The 17,060-nt window shown below is 60.8% G+C and carries 17 protein-coding genes and 1 pseudogene; 13 read left to right on the forward strand and 5 right to left on the reverse strand.

Features of this window, described 5'->3' with window-relative positions; translation table 11 throughout:
• Positions 1 to 6: 6 nt before the first annotated feature.
• Both FB009_RS28800 and FB009_RS33990 read right to left on the reverse strand, forming a co-directional pair.
• Positions 7 to 561, reverse strand: a complete 555-nt coding sequence (locus FB009_RS28800; RefSeq protein ID WP_145162631.1) for a hypothetical protein — start codon at positions 559 to 561, stop codon at positions 7 to 9.
• A gap of 780 nt (positions 562 to 1,341) precedes the next feature.
• Positions 1,342 to 1,560: pseudogene (locus FB009_RS33990) on the reverse strand (IS3 family transposase); the annotation flags it as partial.
• Positions 1,561 to 2,271: 711 nt separating this feature from the next.
• On the opposite strand from FB009_RS33990, the gene FB009_RS28805 reads away from it, so the two are divergent.
• Complete coding sequence (locus tag FB009_RS28805; protein ID WP_186447690.1) at positions 2,272 to 2,883, forward strand: hypothetical protein; 612 nt, start codon at positions 2,272 to 2,274, stop codon at positions 2,881 to 2,883.
• 104 nt (positions 2,884 to 2,987) lie between these two features.
• Here FB009_RS28805 and FB009_RS28810 read toward each other — a convergent pair whose 3' ends face one another.
• Complete coding sequence (locus tag FB009_RS28810; RefSeq protein WP_145162634.1) at positions 2,988 to 3,251, reverse strand: hypothetical protein; 264 nt, start codon at positions 3,249 to 3,251, stop codon at positions 2,988 to 2,990.
• A 1,226-nt stretch (positions 3,252 to 4,477) separates the two neighbouring features.
• Here FB009_RS28810 and FB009_RS28820 point away from each other — a divergent pair.
• From FB009_RS28820 to FB009_RS28840, 5 genes are read left to right on the forward strand one after another with little or no spacing between them, the layout of a single operon-like run.
• A complete protein-coding gene (locus tag FB009_RS28820) occupies positions 4,478 to 5,473 on the forward strand; it encodes an ABC transporter ATP-binding protein (RefSeq protein WP_014989622.1) in 996 nt (331 codons plus the stop codon).
• Positions 5,466 to 6,284, forward strand: a complete 819-nt coding sequence (locus FB009_RS28825; protein ID WP_127628199.1) for an ABC transporter ATP-binding protein — start codon at positions 5,466 to 5,468, stop codon at positions 6,282 to 6,284. Before FB009_RS28820 ends, FB009_RS28825 begins: the two co-directional genes overlap by 8 nt.
• A 44-nt stretch (positions 6,285 to 6,328) precedes the next feature.
• Complete coding sequence (locus FB009_RS28830) at positions 6,329 to 7,849, forward strand: ABC transporter substrate-binding protein (RefSeq protein WP_014989624.1); 1,521 nt, start codon at positions 6,329 to 6,331, stop codon at positions 7,847 to 7,849.
• 40 nt (positions 7,850 to 7,889) lie between these two features.
• Positions 7,890 to 8,807 (forward strand): ABC transporter permease, encoded by a 918-nt coding sequence (locus tag FB009_RS28835; protein WP_028055184.1) that lies wholly within the window; start codon positions 7,890 to 7,892, stop codon positions 8,805 to 8,807.
• Positions 8,808 to 8,811: 4 nt separating this feature from the next.
• Positions 8,812 to 9,696 carry an ABC transporter permease gene (locus tag FB009_RS28840; RefSeq protein WP_145162637.1) on the forward strand — a complete coding sequence of 295 codons (885 nt, stop codon included), beginning with the start codon at positions 8,812 to 8,814 and terminating at the stop codon, positions 9,694 to 9,696.
• 15 nt (positions 9,697 to 9,711) lie between these two features.
• Here FB009_RS28840 and FB009_RS28845 read toward each other — a convergent pair whose 3' ends face one another.
• Complete coding sequence (locus FB009_RS28845) at positions 9,712 to 10,644, reverse strand: LysR family transcriptional regulator (protein WP_014989627.1); 933 nt, start codon at positions 10,642 to 10,644, stop codon at positions 9,712 to 9,714.
• 303 nt (positions 10,645 to 10,947) lie between these two features.
• Between FB009_RS28845 and FB009_RS28850 the strand changes: the two genes are divergently transcribed.
• The 7 genes from FB009_RS28850 to FB009_RS28880 all read left to right on the forward strand — a co-directional run bounded on the left by FB009_RS28850 (position 10,948) and on the right by FB009_RS28880 (position 15,951).
• Positions 10,948 to 11,733, forward strand: a complete 786-nt coding sequence (locus FB009_RS28850; protein WP_028055186.1) for an SDR family oxidoreductase — start codon at positions 10,948 to 10,950, stop codon at positions 11,731 to 11,733.
• Between the two features lie 4 nt (positions 11,734 to 11,737).
• On the forward strand, positions 11,738 to 12,106 hold the full coding sequence (locus FB009_RS28855; RefSeq protein ID WP_028055187.1) for a cupin domain-containing protein: 369 nt from the start codon (positions 11,738 to 11,740) through the stop codon (positions 12,104 to 12,106).
• A gap of 160 nt (positions 12,107 to 12,266) precedes the next feature.
• On the forward strand, positions 12,267 to 13,049 hold the full coding sequence (locus FB009_RS28860; RefSeq protein ID WP_014989630.1) for a substrate-binding periplasmic protein: 783 nt from the start codon (positions 12,267 to 12,269) through the stop codon (positions 13,047 to 13,049).
• 25 nt (positions 13,050 to 13,074) lie between these two features.
• Positions 13,075 to 13,752: an amino acid ABC transporter permease gene (locus FB009_RS28865; RefSeq protein ID WP_014989631.1), complete on the forward strand. Its 678-nt coding sequence runs from the start codon at positions 13,075 to 13,077 to the stop codon at positions 13,750 to 13,752.
• Complete coding sequence (locus tag FB009_RS28870; protein WP_127587129.1) at positions 13,749 to 14,516, forward strand: AroM family protein; 768 nt, start codon at positions 13,749 to 13,751, stop codon at positions 14,514 to 14,516. Before FB009_RS28865 ends, FB009_RS28870 begins: the two co-directional genes overlap by 4 nt.
• A complete protein-coding gene (locus FB009_RS28875) occupies positions 14,513 to 15,154 on the forward strand; it encodes an ABC transporter permease subunit (RefSeq protein WP_145162640.1) in 642 nt (213 codons plus the stop codon). Before FB009_RS28870 ends, FB009_RS28875 begins: the two co-directional genes overlap by 4 nt.
• A complete protein-coding gene (locus FB009_RS28880) occupies positions 15,151 to 15,951 on the forward strand; it encodes an amino acid ABC transporter ATP-binding protein (protein WP_028055190.1) in 801 nt (266 codons plus the stop codon). Before FB009_RS28875 ends, FB009_RS28880 begins: the two co-directional genes overlap by 4 nt.
• 181 nt (positions 15,952 to 16,132) lie before the next feature.
• On the opposite strand, the gene FB009_RS28885 is transcribed toward FB009_RS28880, so the two are convergent.
• Positions 16,133 to 17,059 (reverse strand): dihydrodipicolinate synthase family protein, encoded by a 927-nt coding sequence (locus FB009_RS28885; RefSeq protein ID WP_014989635.1) that lies wholly within the window; start codon positions 17,057 to 17,059, stop codon positions 16,133 to 16,135.
• Position 17,060: the final 1 nt, after the last annotated feature.

A 17,060-nucleotide genomic window follows, 5' to 3' on the forward strand; every position in this document is an offset into this window, starting at 1 on the left:
GTCGAGTCAGGCGCTCCACCCGGAGGTCTGTTGCGCACCGCCAGGGGGCATGCCGCCACCCGGCTGCCCGGCACCGCTGAAGCAGAGCTGCGCCGTCACCGGCAGGCCAATGCAGGCGCTCCACCCGGAGGTCTGTTGTGCACCGCCAGGGGGCATGCCGCCACCCGGCTGCCCGGCACCGCTGAAGCAGAGCTGCGCCGTCACCGGCAGGCCAATGCAGGCGCTCCACCCGGAGGTCTGTTGTGCACTGCCAGGGGGCCCCACCGAGGCCACACCAACCCCGGCTGAAACAGGTATATCGATGGGATGGACGACAGAGACATCTGGAGGCCCGTCGGTCAGTACAAGTTTCACATCATCCGGAACTTCAATGCCCCGCTCGCGAAGCACGGCTCTTGGGTCGTGCTCAACCTGTTTGCGAAAATCAGGATCAGCCCATGCTTTTGCGACTACTTTAGCCCACTCACGGTTGAATGAATCCGTATGCGCAAAGTCCTTGCGATCTCCCGCCTGCATCGTTTCCTCCCTCGTTTGTAGGTAATCTCGATCCGTATGCAGCATTCGACATGCCGCAACAAATGCCGTTGATTACTTTTGGAATCTGCCCAAACGCCATCTCATCAGTTGTCGAGATGAAGCTGCATAACCTTGAGGGCCAACATGTGTAGCGTACATTTGAAAACTTATGCCATGATGGCCAAATCAACTATGACGCGTGCTAATGTACGGGGGCGACATAACAGCCGGAGGGCGATGTCGACCTCCAGACGTGCCGCTCGAGATGTTATTTTCGAATGTAAGAAGATAATAATAAAAATACAAAACTTAGAAAATGTCAATGGAGAGATTATTAACCTCCGGAACTTGCGCCATATCCAAACTATTCAAATGATTATGTGGGACAAACTGAGTATATTTTCCCTATAATTTTTTAGGGGCAAATGTGTAAAAACGACGATTTCCAAGCAGGCAAGGAAGTAAATATCGCTTAAGTTGTAGACGAACCACCTGAAATTCGAGATGTTTTTAGTGGTGGTTCACGTCAATATCGCATTCTTGGAATGTAGCAACCTAAGACTGTGCATGCATCGTATAATTTCTAAGTTCGGTTTTGTATGGATAAACGGTGCCCGCGTAAGTCGCAGTGACCCGACTCGCGCCATTAAGTTTAGACACGGGCTCCGTGTAAGTCAGCTTCGGTGAGGAGCGGGGATCCTTTGCAAAGAGGACCGCTTCAGTGGTGAGATGTTCTCCTTCTGCGCCGCGAGAGTCACATGATGTCTTCTGTGTGCCGCCGCCGGGATGCAAGAACTGTCAATCGGTGAACATGTGATCGAATGTGGCGTTCGATTGCAGAAGCCGCACCGCCATGGAGACGATCATGCCCGCTTGCCCCGGCAAGCGATTAGCGTCGTTAGTCCGCGTGCGACACGCCGGACGGAAATCGAGGTGTCGGGGACCGACGCGACGGCACTCGCGCGTCGCATCATCAACGACATTGAGCACAATCTGCGACCGTAGGCGACTGGTCATGGCGAAATCCAGCGACGAGGGTGCGTTTTGTACTTGTGGAACGCGCCGTTCGCAGGTGTTTAGGTAAGGGCCGCTCATGGCGCACACGTGCTATCGGAGAGCTGGTGGCCTAAGGTCTCTTTTTGCAGCCCTATGCTTGCCCCTGGTTGAAACGGGTACTCATGATAGAAGATGCGCCAGGCGCTCCAAATCGCCAAAAGACCGCATCGCTTGTAATACGACGGCAGCACCCAAGTTGTTTGATGTCGGTGCCGGGGAAAGTTGATATCAAAAGAAGAACTGCAATTACTCGATCAAACAGGAGAACATAGAATTTCGAGGGCACCTTTGTCGCCAGCTGAATCACGGCTCTTATCGACACAGCTGTTCAGTTACATAGCAGAGCTGTTGAAAGAGAGAGGGATTCGAGGTGGTGGATACCTGTCATGACGGCAAGCATTGCTGCGGTTTCTGGTATAATGGGAATAATTGTTGGCGCAGTCCTTCGAGCAGGGAGCTGATCAAAGCTGCCCATATGTTGCTATCCGAAGCAGCGATTTACATGTCATCCGTTCTTCCTCGAGTTCGAGTCTAGGCTTGAGGAGCCGAGCGCAATTCTGCTGTTCTCTGCGACCTGCGGTTGAACTCAAAGCCTTAAGAAGCTGGGTTCCGTGACAGCGATCTGCGCATTCGGACGAAACGATCGGAAAGCAGACCGTCGGTTTCTAGAAGCTCGGTCGAGTAGCCTGGACGACTGACATGGGCGCAAAGCCGCTCAATCGAATGAGAGGCTCTCTGGACAAAAGGGCACGGCCCCACAACGCGTGGGGCCGTTCCCCCTCAGATTTCAGTGCCGACTGGCAGGCGCCCGCCTTGGCCGTGCGACCGCCCACCGCCGAGTATACCGCTGAGAGCAACAGTTACGACCATTCGATTACGCAGAACATCACCCTCAACCTGCCCGCTGGCTGGCTGATCGACGCGCTCGGCCTGCGCCTCTCCGATGGCCGGTCGATCGAATACCGCAACACGGATGCCGAAGTGGTGTTCATGGATCCGTCGGTGCACCGGGTCGGACGAAGCGCGGCCTTGGTTGATCGCGCCGCGTTCCTTGCGATGCTCGCGCGCGAGGAGCTGGTCGCGATATGGGCGGTGGCGGGGGAGAAAAGCGTCTTCGGCCAACTTCACAGCAGCGGCTTCGGCGGCCGCCGCGCCTTCACGCGCCTGTTCCATTCGGAGGCCGGCGCGCTTCAGGCGCTTCCGCGGTTCGAGACCTTCGAGAAGCCTTCCCGCCAACAGCGCGCGATCCTTCTAGGGGAGGACGCCGAGGGTCTGGCTGACGACGAGGAAGATGCCGATGTCGAAATGTGACCGCGACTGACTAGGCCGCGAGTAGCCGTCGCGGTCAGAACTGCCTCAGCGCGGGGAGGTCAGCGCCGTTATATTCGAAGTAGAGCAGCACCACGCGGCTGCGTTCAGCGAGGCCGGTTACTGTCTTGACGCGGTCGCCTTGAAAGCCAGCATGAAGCACTTCCGCTTCGGTCACTAAATTGGCCATCAAGTGCGTCACGCTGCGGCCCTTCGTCGCCGGCGCTGAGTTTTTCTCCGTTGAGATAAGATTCAAGAGCTTTGCAGCGGGCGCGCTGGGTCAGCCAGTAGCGGTCGTAGGCGACGGTGGTGACGATCGCAGTGAGGATGGCTGCCCATTCGAAGATTATCCCCAAAAATTCCTTGTACATCCGCCTATCCTCTGCCGGTTATCAGCGGCTCGGCTTTATCTCCCTGACCGTTTAGTAATTCGCATTAGATCTCTTTAAGAGCCATGCACACAGACGGCAGCCGATTCCTATGCGGCTTCGGGCTTCCCTGACGGCTGCGGTACGACGCGACGAGTATGCATAGCGCCAAAATGCGCCGCCTCCGACTGCAAGATCAGCGAGGCGAACGGCAGGTTTCGGGATCAACCAAGCTATGGCTGGATGACCAACATGGCGGCGCAAAGCGGCCGGCATGACTCTGCCCTTGAGACTCTGCATTCGGTCGAAGAGAGCCGTTCTTCACGTGGCCTGTCCACAGCTTGTTACGAGGATGTTCACGTTCTGGGCCAAAAAGATCGCATAATGTATCGATCGGAACAGGCGGGCGAGTATACGCCGGCTGTACCCACTTGCGGCCGCCCTTCATATCGAACGCTGCACGTCTGCTTCCAGACCCAAAAGCCGACACGGGATCAATGCCTTGCTTTTCCTTGGTGATTTCGCCAGCCAGCGTGACCAGATGGTTTTCGCAGACCGCTTTTACCAGCCCGTGAAGAACCTGCGTACGCTCAACCAGGATGATCGAGGCTGAACTTCATAATTGTCGGAAAGAACTTTCGGCGTCGCGGGCGAGAGGCCCATCCAATATTTTAGCCGGTCAAACGTAGTGCGCAACCCAGACGGGTCGAGTTCCACTGTTCATCAACACACAGTCAGTCAATTCGCGCAAGGATCGCTCGGTCGGTGGTACTATGCCTAAAGGCAACTTGCCCGAGCCGAAGCGGTAGCAGCTTGCCCGAGCGATTGAGATCGTGCGCGAGGAGTTCGCGGATGCCTTGGCGGGAGGCGAGGCGGAATTCAAGAAAAAGGGGAAAAGGGTTCGGATCCTACCAGATAAGCGAAGAGGCGCCTTCCTACCTCGACAAAAGGATTATGCCTATCGTCTCAAGGTGAATGACCTGGGCAGCACCTCGAAAAATCGTCGCCCTTGATTACGATCGTTGGGAGGCATTGAAATCTGAACTGTGGCCGGTCCGAAGGTTCAAAAGGAGGGCGACTCGCGCTTGATCATCGCCGATTAAATCAGAAGATTGGCATAGGCGATTAGCTATAGCGTCATCCGAAAAGGGATACTTTTCCTGCCCGGCACCCCTTTGCCATGATTTCCCCAGGTCCACGAAAGTTCGACATTGGCGGAAGGCGCATCGATGGCTTTGCTGGAGATAAGCGATTTAAACATCGAGGTCGTCACGGGTTCCGGCGTGCTTCACGCCGTGCGTGGCATCGATCTCGCTGTCAACGCCGGCGAGACGCTTTGCATCGTGGGTGAATCCGGTTGCGGAAAATCCCTGATGGCGCTCTCCATAACGGGCCTCCTGCCGCCCGTGGCCCGGTGTTCGGCAACACGTCTGGCTTTCGAGGGGCACGATATCCAGCATCTGTCGCGCCGCGAACTCGAAGACCTCAGGGGTAAGGGCATCGGCTTCATTTTCCAGGATCCGATGACCGGGCTCAATCCGACCATGACGATCGGACGACAGCTGATGGAGGTGCATCTGCGCCATGTCGGACGTGACCGCGAGGCGGCAAAGACGGCTGCGGTCTCTTTCCTGACACGGGTCGGCATCGCAAACGCCGCCACCCGGCTGCGCCAGTATCCGCACGAGCTTTCCGGTGGCCTGCGTCAGCGGGTGATGATCGCCATGGCGCTGATGGCCCATCCGCGGCTCATCATCGCCGACGAGCCGACCACCGCACTTGACGTCACTATCCAGGCGCAGGTTCTCTCTCTGCTCAAGTCGTTGCAGCGCGAGCACGGCATCGGCCTCGTCTTCATCACCCATGATCTAGGCGTCGTCGCGGCCATCGCGGACCGTGTCGCCGTCATGTATGCCGGGGAGGTGGTCGAGACCGGCGATGCCCGCGACGTACTTGCCGATCCCCGCCATCCCTATACCAGGGCGCTCATTTCCTGCGTACCTTCAACGACACCTTCGCCCGCCGGCGTTTCGGTTGAACTCGGCACGATACCCGGACGGGTGCCGCTGCTGCATGGCCGGATCGAAGGCTGCGCTTTTGCGCCCCGTTGCGCGCTGGTCCGGGACCGGTGCAGCACGGAAACGGTACCGGCGCGGCCCGCGGGCGCGGTGGAAATCTGCCGCTGTCTTTTCGCCATTGAAAAGAGGGAATTTTTCCATGCGTGAGCCCCAGGGAGCGCCCTTGCCCCGTCTCGCGCTGGAAGCGCGGGCTGTCAGTCACAGCTATCCCGGCCATCAGGCTTTCAAAGCGCTGACCAATGTCTCCATCGCCCTGCGAGAGGGTGAAACGCTTGCTGTCGTGGGGGAATCCGGTTCGGGGAAATCCACTCTTTCGCGCATCCTGCTCGGGCTTTCCCCATTGAGCGAGGGAAGGGTGCTTTGTTTCGGAAAGGACATCGGGAGCCTGTCCCGTCGGGAGCGGGCGGCCCGTATGCAGCCCGTCTTCCAGGACCCCTATTCTTCGCTCAATCCGCGCCACACGCTTGCCGAGATCGTCGCGGCGCCTTTGCTTGCGCGCGGCGAAGCCCGCGCCTCCGCCTTGAACCGGGCGACTGGCCTTCTCGAAGAGGTGGGGTTGGGATCGGCCTATGCGCGTCGCCGGCCGTCAGCGCTTTCCGGCGGTCAGCGCCAAAGGGCGGCGATCGCACGCGCCTTGATCGCTAACCCCGAAATCCTGGTTTGCGACGAGCCGACCTCGGCATTGGATGTGTCGGTGCAGGCGCAGATCCTAAACCTGCTCCAGCAGCAACGCCGGGAACGCAAGCTCTCCGTCCTGCTCATCACGCACAATATCGGCGTGGTCGCCCACATGGCGGATCGGGTGGCGGTGATGCGGCACGGCGAGATCGTCGAAACGGGAAGCGTTCGCGACGTGCTTCTGGAGCCGCGGGAGGATTACACGCGGCTCCTTATTTCTTCCGTACCCGATCTGCACGGCGGGCTCCATTCCGAAAGGCCCTGGGACGCCGCACCGTGACGTCCAATGCATGCCCTGAATTTCCCTCAACACCGGAGTTTGTGATGTCCAGAATGGTTTCGGCTGCCGTTTCTCTCTCGCTGCTGGCGGCGTCCGTCGCGGCGGCGACCCCCGCATTCGCCGGTAAAGCGGATGATACGCTGGTTGCGACCTTTGCCGCCCAGCTGCCGAGCCTCGACCGCTTCTATGCACCCGGTCGCGAGGGCTTTCTTCTCGGCCTCCTCATCTACGATACGCTGATCTACCGTGACACACAGACCTTCGAGCTCAAATCGCTACTGGCGACGGACTGGAAGTGGATCGATGAAAAGACGCTCGAACTTCATCTGCGCAAGGGTGTGACGTTCCACAATGGCGACCCCTTCACCGCCAAGGACGTCGCCTACACGTTCAATTTCGCCGCCGACCCCAAGAACAAGGTGTTTGACCGCATCACGTCCGCATGGATCGAGCGGGTGGAAGTCATCGACGATTACACCGTGCGTCTTCACGCCAGCAAGGTGACGCCGCTTGCCTTGCAGTACATCGTCCAGGTGCCGATGATGCCGGCGGATCACCGGGAGAAGATCGGGCTCCAGGCCTTTTCGGAGCAGCCCGTGGGAACGGGACCCTACAAGGTCGCGGGCAAAAAAGGGTCCGACATCGTCTTCGAGCGGTTCGATAGCTACTTCGACGGCGGCCCCAAGACCAAGCCCGAAATCAAGACGCTCGTTTACCGCACCGTTCCCGATGTGAACACCCAGGTGGCGGAACTGGCGCGGGGAGGGGTAGATTGGGCCTGGTATATTCCCGCTGACCAGGCTGAACGCCTTGCCGCCATTCCCACGGTTACGGTGGTGAACGCGCCGACCTTCCGCATCGGCTTCCTAACCATGGACGCGGCGGGCCTTGCCACGCCCGACGGGCCCCTGACGGACACGCGCGTGCGCCAGGCGATCAACCACGCCATCGACCGGCAGGCCATTGCTAAGACTCTGATCGGCGGATCGGCCGAACCCATTCGCTCCGCCTGCAATCCCATCCAGTTCGGTTGCGAGCAGGATGTGAAGGATTATGCCTACGAGCCGCAGCGGGCCAAGCAGCTCCTGGCTGAAGCCGGTTTTGCCGATGGCTTCGACATCGACATCTACGGTTTCCGCTCGCGTCCCGTGGCGGAGGCGATCGTTGGTTATCTCGGTGCTGTGGGCATCCGGGCCAATCTGGTCTGGCAGCAATACTCAGCCGTGGTGCAGCAACGCCGCGATCGAAAGGCGGCCCTCGTTATCGACGATTTCGGCTCGTCTGGTATTGCGGATGCGGGAGCCCCGACCAAGTTCTATTTCAACGGCGCGCCGGACGACCAGTCGCGTGATGCCGAAGTCGATGCGTGGCTGGAAGAGGCCGGCAGCACCAACGATGCCGACAGCCGCAAACAGGCCTTCTCGGCCGCGTTCAAGCGCATTGCCGATCAGGCCTATTGGACGCCGCTCTTTACCATGCCGATCAACTACGTGATGTCCGCCGAACTCGAAGGCCCCGTGCCGAAGGACGAGAACGTCGAGTTCTGGAAATACCACTGGAAATGATTACCGGCCAGGTTGTCGCCCGAGGCTGTGGGAGGCCGAGATGAAGAACTTTTTAATCCGCCGCGTGCTGATGGCGCTCATGGTGCTTCTCACCATTTCGTTCATCAGCTTCGTCATGCTGAAGGTCTCGGGCGATCTGGCCATTTCTCTTGCCGGCGAAAATGCCGGCGCGGATTATGTCGACTTCCTGCGCAAGACCTACGGGTGGGACAGGCCGCTCTACATTCAATATGGCGACTGGCTGTGGAATGCGCTGCACGGTAACCTCGGCGCGTCGTTCTACTATGGCAAGCAGGTGATGGCGCTGGTGGCCGAGCGCATGCCCGTGACCTTGAAACTGGGCGCGCTGGCGACCGGCCTTGCAATCGCGGCCGCGATCCCGATGGGCATGGCCGCGGGCATACGTCCAGGCTCTCTCGTGGACCGGATCGTGCTGTTCATCGCGCTGCTCGGGGGCGCAACGCCGATCTTCTGGACCAGCTTCCTGCTGATCCTGGTGCTCGGGCTTAATCTCCGCTGGCTGCCGATCACCGGTGGAACCGACATGCAACATCTGATCATGCCGGCGCTGGCGCTCAGTTTCTACTCCATGCCGGCGATCATCCGCATCGTGCGCTCCGGCATGGTCGACGTTATGGCGTCCGACTACATCCGGACCGCCCGGGCGAAGGGACTGCGCGGTCCGGCAATCTATTTTCGGCATGCGCTGCGCAACACGCTCGTGCCGGTTGTCGCCGTCGCGTCCGTCCAGTTCGGTTTCCTGCTCGGGGGATCCGTCGTCGTGGAGAACATCTTCGCCATCAACGGGATCGGATATCTCACCTGGGAGGCGATCAACCAGAACGACTATCCGGTCGTACAGGCTTCGGTTCTCACGGTGTCCGCAGCTTACGTGGTGCTGACGCTTTTCGCCGACCTCGTCAACCGCGCGATCGATCCGCGCATTCGACTGGAGTAAATCAATGACGGCATCGACCCCTCTTGTGGCGGATGACCAGCCGAGCCTCTCCCGCTCGCGACTTCCAACCGCCGGGCCGGGACTTTGGGTGGGAGGCGCGATCCTTCTCCTGACGGTTCTGCTGGCAATCTTCGCGCCTTTGCTCGCGCCGCATTCCCCGTACGCCCAGTCGCTAGCCGAGCGGCTCATTAAGCCGGTTTTTATGGGCGGAACCTGGGATCATCCGCTCGGCACGGATCATCTCGGCCGGGACGTGCTCAGCAGGCTAATCTACGGCAGTCGGATGTCGCTGGCGGTCGGTTTCGGCACGATCCTGATTTCGGCGGTCCTCGGCATCGGCCTGGGGCTCGCCGCCGGCTTTCGCGGCGGCAGGACGGACGCCTTCGTGGTGTTCCTGCTGACCGTCCGCCTCAGCCTGCCGATCATGCTGGCCGCCATCGCGCTCAATGGCCTTCTCGGCAATTCGCTGGGGCTGATGATGCTGATCCTCGCCTTCTTCCTGTGGGACCAGTTCCTCGTCGTGTCGCGGGCGCTGGCGATGCGGCTCAAGAATGCCGAGTTCGTCCTTGCCGCGCGCGCGGCCGGCTTCTCGGATTTCCACATCATAGTGCGCGAGGTATTGCCCAATATGACCGGCCCTCTTGTTATCGTCGCCACGCTGGAAATGGCCCACGCGATCATGCTGGAATCCGCCCTGTCATTCCTCGGGCTCGGAATCAGGCCGCCGGCGGCCTCCTGGGGCCTGATGATCGCCGAGGCGAAGGATTTCGTCTACTTCGAGGCTTGGCTGGTCAATATTCCGGGGTTTGCCATCTTCACGCTGGTGGCCGGGATCACCCTGTTCGGCGAAGGCCTGCGGACGGTCTTCGAAAACGCAGGCGGGCGTTAGGGAAAACGTCGCGCGTCAGCTCGGGACACGCGACGTCAGTCCGTGGTCGGCGATAACGTCGGCAAAGGCACGCAGTTCTGCCCGCAGGTGCTTCAGGAACAGCCGGCCAATGGGCGAAAGCCCTGGATGATTGTGGAACACCGCGACGAGCGAACGCTTGATTAGCGGGCGGAACGGGCGGGCCACCACTTGGCTCCCTTCCAGATGCTGGAGAACGTAGGGCAGGGTTATCGCCACACCCATCCCCTGTCGCACCATGTCCGATGCGATGGTGGAGAGATTGGTGGTGATGAAACGGGTGTCGTCGAGCGGCCGATCGAAGGCCAAGCGCACGTCGAACTCTTGCCGCACCTGCAAACCCAGCGTGATGATGGTTTCCTCGAGAAGATCGTCGGCGGTGACGATCTCCCTGGCCGCGAGGTGATGGCCCGGTGGCAGCAGGCAAGCCATCTCCGTCGTCATCAGCGGATGCTGGATCAGGTCCGGAACCTCGATCGGCAGGAAGGTCAACCCGAGATCGACCGATCGGTCCTGAACCTTCTGAACGACCTCGCGGCTCGAATAGCTTTCCACGGTGATGCGCACGCCTGGCTTGTCTTTGCGAACCCGCTCGATGGCAAGGGGAACCAGGGCCGCCGTCAGCGGCAGGACCGTGGAGATGGACAGCTGGTTCCGTTGTTCGCCGCGCAGGCGGGATGCCCGGTCGGCCAGCATTTGCATGTTGTCGAGCACGCCGTCTATCGAGGCCAGAAGCTCCTCGGCGGCGGATGTCAATCGCAGGCCGGATTTCGACCGGATCAGCAGGCTGACGCCAAGCTGCAGCTCCAGATCCTTGAGCGCCTGGCTGACCGAAGGCTGGGTAACGCGCAAAATGCGCGCCGTCTCGGTGACGTTCAAAACCCTTGAGAAAAGTCTGAAGATTTCAAGGTGCCGGATGCTTGGTCGCATGATGAGGCCTCCCGCCGCTTTCTGAAAGTTTCATTCGGGCCTGCCTGCCGACACTGACCACCTTAGCCGTCGGCACACCGCGCCATCAACTGCCAAATGTGACCCGAAACGCCGCGTTGCTCGGCGCGACGTCCCACTCGTGCTCGCGCGTGGTGAAATTTCAGGGCTTCGCCATGGTCATAGGCGAAGAGCTATATGTTGATAATTTGATCTTCGTAGACATTGCCGCCGCATCTTGAAACTCTTCCTCCATGCCCTCCGTCCGCGTTGCGGGAAAGGGAGGGACGACATAGAGGATGGATCATGGACTTCGGATTGAAGAACAAAACCGCGCTGGTGCTTGGTGCGGGCGGTGGCCTTGGCGGGGCGATCGCTCTTTCGCTTGCAAGCGAGGGTGCGCTAGTTGCGGTGGCCGACATCTCGCTCGACGCGGCAGAGGCGACCGTTGCCCGCATCGTCGGTGAAGGTGGCCGCGCGGTCGCCGTGCAATGGGATCTGGCGAACCTCGACGCGATTGCCTCAAATGTCGCCCGTATCGAAGCGGAAATGGGACCGGTCGACGTTCTCGTCAACAATACCGGCGGGCCGCCGCCGACCCCGGCCGAAGGCCAAAAGGCGGAGCTTTGGCTCGACAATTTCAAGTCCATGGTTCTGTCGGTCATCAAGATCACCGACACCGTATTGCCGAGCATGAAGGAGCGGCGCTGGGGGCGCATCATCACTTCCACGTCCTCCGGCGTGATCGTGCCGATCCCGAACCTTGCCGTTTCCAACGCGCTGCGCATGAGCCTCGTCGGCTGGTCGAAGTCGCTGGCCACGGAAGTGGGCCGTTTCGGCATCACCGCGAACATCGTGTTGCCGGGACGCATCGCCACGCAGCGCATCACCTTCCTTGACGAGCAGAAGGCCGGGCGGGAAGGGCGAACCGTTGAACAAGTGGCTGCTTCGTCCACCGCTTCCATTCCCGTCGGGCGTTACGGCGAGCCGGCCGAATACGGCGATGTGGTAGCCTTCCTGGCTTCTGCGCGCGCCTCCTACCTCACCGGCTCGGTCATCCGGGTCGACGGCGGCATGATCGCGAGCGTATGACGCCATGAAGATCGATTGGAACAGCTTGCCGCCTGCCGCCGGATTGCGGACAGGTACCGTGCGCAAGGCCGTCTGTGGCAATCTCATTTCCGCCGTCTTCATCGAAAACGCAGGCGATACCGTCTTCGACGGACGGCTGCACTGGCATGAAAACGAGCAGCTCATGGTCATTCTGTCGGGCCTTTGCACGATTGTCGTTGATGGCAAGGAGATCGAGGCGACACCGGGCGACCTTGTTTTCGTGCCATCCGGGGCGCGGCACGGTGTCGTGGCCTGCGGCCCGGAGGGGTGCAGCTACTACGAGATTTTCGCGCCCGCGCGACCCGATCAGTTGCCCGGGTGGGTCGGAAAGCCGGTGATGCATTTTGATTGAACCGTGAAGCGTCGGCGGGCCTCCATAAGCGTTCGCCTATGCCTTCATTGCCGGAATGAATCTGGCATGAAAACAAATTATCGGCTCATCTGAGCTTCTGAAAAAACAAGAATGGGGAACCGGCAAGCTGCTCCACTTGCCAAAACTGGAGATCAACCAAATGAAGATTATGAAACTGCTCGCTTTCTCCCTTGCCGGGCTAATCGCCGCCGGTCATGCGGTGGCGGATGATTTCAAACAAGCCCTCGTGCAAGAAGGCCAGTTGACCATCGCGACCACCGGTAACGCACCGCCGCTGACCCTTGTCCAGTCCGACGGCTCCCTCGGCGGCTTCGACGTGGCCCTGTGCGAGCGGATCGCCCAGGATCTCGGACTAAAGGCTGAGTTCGTGCGCGTTGATTTCGCGGCGACCATTCCCGGTCTCAAGGCCGGGCGCTTCGATATGATCTGTTCGGCGGTGGCCCGCACGCCAGCCCGCATGGCCTCGCCCGATCTCTATCTTTCCGAACCGACCGTCGAGAACTTCACCACTCTGGTCGTGCCGAAGGATAGTGAGGTCGCCTCCGTCGATCAGGGGCGTGGTCACCGGATCGGCGTCGTGCGCGGCGGGCAGGAAGGGCCTATTCTGGAAAAGATTTTCGAGGGCGACGTGACGGTGACGACTTACCCCGGTATCGCCGAGGAAATGCTCGATCTCAAGAACGGGCGAATCGACGCGGTTTCGATGAACTATCTTACTGCCCGTTTCCATGCGCGGGCAGAGGAGGGCGTGACCGTGCTTGAGCCCGGCTTCGTCGTCGAAAACGTTTCGCCCTATACGCACGGGCTCGTCGTCAGCCGCAACGAACCCGATCTGCTGGCAGCGGTCAATGATGCGCTCGCCAAGCTGAAGGCGGACGGCACGATCGACAAGCTGAAAGAGACATGGATCACCGGCGAGTGATCCTGACGGGAAGCGGACGGCATCCATGGATATGAACTATCTTGCGGAAAACCTTCCGCTTCTCCTGCAGGCGGCCTGGGTCACAGTTTGGTTGACGGTGCTGACGCTCATTCTGTCGACCGTCATCGCCCTTCCGCTTTCCGTCGTCGGCCTGACCCGCGTCTCGCCCGCCTCCCAAGCGCTGGACATGGCGACCCTTCTCCTGCGCTCGCTTCCGACGCTCGTCATTCTGTTTTTCTTCTACTATGGGCTTCCGCAGTTCGGCATCGTGCTTTCGCCCTTTCCGGTCGCAGTGATCGGGCTCACGCTTTCGGCCATCGCCTACAATATCGAGATTTTTCGCTCCGGCCTGCGGGCGGTCGATCCCGGACAGATCGAGGCGGCGCGGGCGCTGGGGCTACCCGGATGGCGCACCTGGGTCCAGATCGTCTTTCCTCAAGCGCTGCCGATCTTCACGCCCACCTACCTCTCCAATGCCACCCTTGTCCTCAAGGGCACGTCCGTTGCCTCGATCATCACCATTCCTGAACTCACATCTGTGGCCAACGAAATCGTTTCCATGACCTATCAGCCCTTCGAAATCCTGATCGCCGCTGCCCTCATTTATATCCTGATGGGGGGCGTGCTGAGCCTCGCCGCTCAGGCCGTACGCTGGAACATGACACGCCGGCTTGCGTCTTCGGCAAAGGAGGTCGGCGCATGAACGGCAACCATCCTCCCTTGAGGATCGGATTCGTGAGCCTCGGGCAGGGCCCGCGCCCCGATCTCGAAGCCCTGCATAACCGTCTTTTCGCCGCCCATGGCTTCGAAATCGTGCCGGTCTGGGAGCACGTCCTCGATAAACTGACGGCGACCGAGCTGCAAGCAATAGAGGCCGGCGCCGAAGCACCGGCCATCCGCGCGCTCCATCACGGCGCAGGTTCGGACCGGGCTGTCGGTCCTCCCGGAACCAATACATGGTTCGACCGGGAGGCGCTGACCGGTCGCCTGGGCGCGGCTATCTCCCGGCTTGAAGATAAAGGGGTGACCCTCACCATCGTCTGTGCCGCCGAGATGCTGCCGGCGCTTGATATTCGCTCCCGCCTGCCGGTCATCTTTCCCGCCTATGCGATGACGGCGCAGACCGAGATGCTCGCCCGCACCACGCCGGCTGCGCGCATCGGGTTTGTGGTCTATGGCGACCGCCAGCGCCGGCAGCAAGTCGAGGGGTGGCGGAGCCAGCCCTGGGCCGGAGAACTGTCGCTCCACTTCAGCGGTGCTGGCAGCGATATCGACGCGATCGTCGGCGATCTCGCGCCTGTCCGGCCGGATCTCGTCTTCATCTGGGCCTACGGTGCCGCAACCGGTCCCGGCGCGGCGGAGCAAATCTCCCGCCGGCTTGGCGTACCGGTCGTTTCCGCCGCCATGGCGGCCGTTCGCATGGCGCTGTCCTTCCTTCCCGCCGGCGCCGAACAGGCATCGTCATGACGGAGATGGGGCAGACGGTCGCACTTTATATGCAGGGTACCGGGCAGGCTTTGCTGCTGCTCGTCGTCAGCGGTGCACTCTCGGTGTTGATCGGGCTCGGTTTCATGCTGCTCGATATCGGCGGAAACCGCTTCAACGGCGCCGTGATCCGCATCTACAGCTGGCTCGCTCAGACGACGCCGCCGCTGATCCTGCTTTTCCTCGCATTCTACGGCTCGACCTGGGCTGGCTGGAACGTCTCGCCGATGATGGCGGCGATCGCCGCCTTCACCTTCTTCGCGGCCGCCTACTACTACGAGATCTTCCGGGCGGCCTATGAAGGTGTGCCCGTCGGCCAGGCCGAGGCTGCCCGGGCGCTCGGTATTCCATACTGGAGCTTTGTTCGCTCGGTTCTGCTTCCTCAGGTGCTCCGCATCGCATCCGGCCCGCTCATCGGCCGCACCACCGTGCTTTTCAAGGAGACCTCGCTTGCCTCGGCGATTTCCACCGCGGAGATCATGAGCGTTGCAAACGGGCGTATCTATGCGGGTGGCAATCCGCTCGTCCATGTCCTCATCGCCGGCGCAATCTACGCGACGATCAATATCGTTCTCATCCGGATCGAGCGCCGACTTTCCGCAAAGGTCACCTCCCCATGAATATAGCGAAGCAAGACCGGCGCTGGCCGGATCGTCCCGACCCGGAAAACATTGTCGAACTGCGCGGCGTTCGGCTGGATTATGGCATTCTCAACGTCCTGCACGATGTCAACTTGACCATACGCGAGGGTGAGACGGTCGCCATCATCGGCCCGTCCGGGTCCGGCAAGACCACGCTCCTGCGGTGCATCAACTACCTGGCGCGACCGACAGCCGGCGAAGTCTGGGTCGACCGGCATCTCGTCGGGCAGGTTGAAAAGGGCGGCAAGCTCCATCCCGCCACCGAAGGCGTCCTGCGCCTGCACCGGCTGGAGACCGGCATGGTGTTCCAGCAATTCAATCTCTTCCGCAACATGACGGTGCTGCAAAACGTTATGTATGCGCCAGTTGCCTGTCGTGTGACCTCGAAGGAGGAAGCACGAGATCGGGCTGTGCGGCTCATCGAGCGCGTCGGGCTCGGGGGAAAGCTGTCCGCCAGGCCCCACGAGCTTTCGGGCGGCCAGCAGCAACGCATCGCCATCGCCCGCGCGCTCGCCATGCAGCCTAAGGTCATGCTCTTCGATGAGGCGACCTCGGCGCTCGATCCGGAACTTGCCCGGGAGGTTCTTGAAGTCATGCGTGAGCTTGCCCGCGAGGGCATGACGATGGTGGTCGTGACCCACGAGATGGGATTTGCCCGCAACGTCGCCGATAGGGTCGTTTTCATGGAAAACGGCCGCATTGTCGAAGACGGTGCACCCGCGGTTATCTTCTCCGACCAGGCGCCGAAACGCATTCGGAATTTCCTGAGCCACTAGATTGCATGCCCCTTCGAGTTGGCTTTTCAGCACCGTCCTGGAGGCTTCCATTCAATAATGAAGCGCTCTGACACGGTTCTAGGGAACCGGACTGTGGCGCGGCCGCTCCAATACGGTTTATCAACGCAAACAAGGCCGGTGTCTTTCGACACTGGCCTTATTTGCGGGCAAGGCTTCCAGTTCAGAGCAACGCGGCGAGGCGCGCTTCCTGCCGGGCGATCAAACGCTCGAGCTCGGCGATGGCGGCGGCATTCAGCGGCGCGCCGGGCTTACGGATCGTTGCGGAGGCAATGGCGCCGCGCCGCGCAAGGACGTACTTGCGTACGGCAAGGCCGATGCCGGGCTGCTGTTCGTAGCGCACCAACGGCAGGTGGGCATCGAACACGTCCTGTGCATGGTCCATGTCGCCCTTCGTTACGCTCTCGCAGACCGTCACGAGCATTTCCGGATAAGCGAAACCTGTCATAGCTCCGTCGGCGCCGCGCGCCATTTCCTCCGGCAGGAACACCCCGCCGTTTCCGCACAGAACGGATATCCTTCGGCGTCCCTTGGCTTCGGCGGCGCGCAGGGCGGTAATCTTGTCGAGGCCCGGCCAGTCCTCATGCTTCAGCATGACGATTTCCGGCACATCGTCGACGATGCGGCCGAGAAGGTCGTTGCTGATTTGCACGGTCGTTGCGAGCGGAAAGTCCTGGAGGCAGATCGGCACGTCCACTCCAAGCGTCTCTGCGCATTGCCGGTAATAACCGAGGATCTGCTGGTCGGTGCGCAGGCTCATAGGCGGGGCGATCATCACGCCGGCCGCGCCCATGTCCATCACCGTCCGGCCGAGTTCGCCGATCGCGGCAAGCCCCGGTGCGCTGACGCCGACGACGACGGGCACATCGCCCGCCCGCAGGATGACGCGCTGCGCTACCTCGCGTGCTTCGGACTGGGTCAGCTTGGGAGCCTCGCCCATCATGCCGAGGATGGTGATCCCGCTCGCGCCGGATTCGATGTAGAAATCCGTCACCCGGTCGAGACTTTCGATGTCGATCGCACCGTTCTCGTGAAAAGGAGTGACCGCGATGACATAGACACCGCGCGAAGCGGCACTGATTTGCGCCATG

Origin of the sequence: Sinorhizobium medicae (assembly GCF_007827695.1) — a bacterium.
Taxonomy (GTDB): Bacteria; Pseudomonadota; Alphaproteobacteria; order Rhizobiales; family Rhizobiaceae; genus Sinorhizobium; species Sinorhizobium medicae.

Bases quoted from the DNA above. Each gene is read 5' to 3' on its own strand.
- FB009_RS28865 (WP_014989631.1), top strand. From the start codon at position 13,075: ATGGATATGAACTATCTTGCGGAAAACCTTCCGCTTCTCCTGCAGGCG.
- FB009_RS28835 (WP_028055184.1), top strand. From the start codon at position 7,890: ATGAAGAACTTTTTAATCCGCCGCGTGCTGATGGCGCTCATGGTGCTT.
- FB009_RS28800 (WP_145162631.1), bottom strand. From the start codon at position 561: ATGCTGCATACGGATCGAGATTACCTACAAACGAGGGAGGAAACGATG.
- FB009_RS28830 (WP_014989624.1), top strand. From the start codon at position 6,329: ATGTCCAGAATGGTTTCGGCTGCCGTTTCTCTCTCGCTGCTGGCGGCG.
- FB009_RS28850 (WP_028055186.1), top strand. From the start codon at position 10,948: ATGGACTTCGGATTGAAGAACAAAACCGCGCTGGTGCTTGGTGCGGGC.
- FB009_RS28820 (WP_014989622.1), top strand. From the start codon at position 4,478: ATGGCTTTGCTGGAGATAAGCGATTTAAACATCGAGGTCGTCACGGGT.
- FB009_RS28825 (WP_127628199.1), top strand. From the start codon at position 5,466: ATGCGTGAGCCCCAGGGAGCGCCCTTGCCCCGTCTCGCGCTGGAAGCG.
- FB009_RS28870 (WP_127587129.1), top strand. From the start codon at position 13,749: ATGAACGGCAACCATCCTCCCTTGAGGATCGGATTCGTGAGCCTCGGG.
- FB009_RS28840 (WP_145162637.1), top strand. From the start codon at position 8,812: ATGACGGCATCGACCCCTCTTGTGGCGGATGACCAGCCGAGCCTCTCC.
- FB009_RS28860 (WP_014989630.1), top strand. From the start codon at position 12,267: ATGAAGATTATGAAACTGCTCGCTTTCTCCCTTGCCGGGCTAATCGCC.
- FB009_RS28880 (WP_028055190.1), top strand. From the start codon at position 15,151: ATGAATATAGCGAAGCAAGACCGGCGCTGGCCGGATCGTCCCGACCCG.
- FB009_RS28805 (WP_186447690.1), top strand. From the start codon at position 2,272: ATGGGCGCAAAGCCGCTCAATCGAATGAGAGGCTCTCTGGACAAAAGG.
- FB009_RS28855 (WP_028055187.1), top strand. From the start codon at position 11,738: ATGAAGATCGATTGGAACAGCTTGCCGCCTGCCGCCGGATTGCGGACA.
- FB009_RS28810 (WP_145162634.1), bottom strand. From the start codon at position 3,251: ATGTACAAGGAATTTTTGGGGATAATCTTCGAATGGGCAGCCATCCTC.
- FB009_RS28885 (WP_014989635.1), bottom strand. From the start codon at position 17,059: ATGGCGCAAATCAGTGCCGCTTCGCGCGGTGTCTATGTCATCGCGGTC.
- FB009_RS28875 (WP_145162640.1), top strand. From the start codon at position 14,513: ATGACGGAGATGGGGCAGACGGTCGCACTTTATATGCAGGGTACCGGG.
- FB009_RS28845 (WP_014989627.1), bottom strand. From the start codon at position 10,644: ATGCGACCAAGCATCCGGCACCTTGAAATCTTCAGACTTTTCTCAAGG.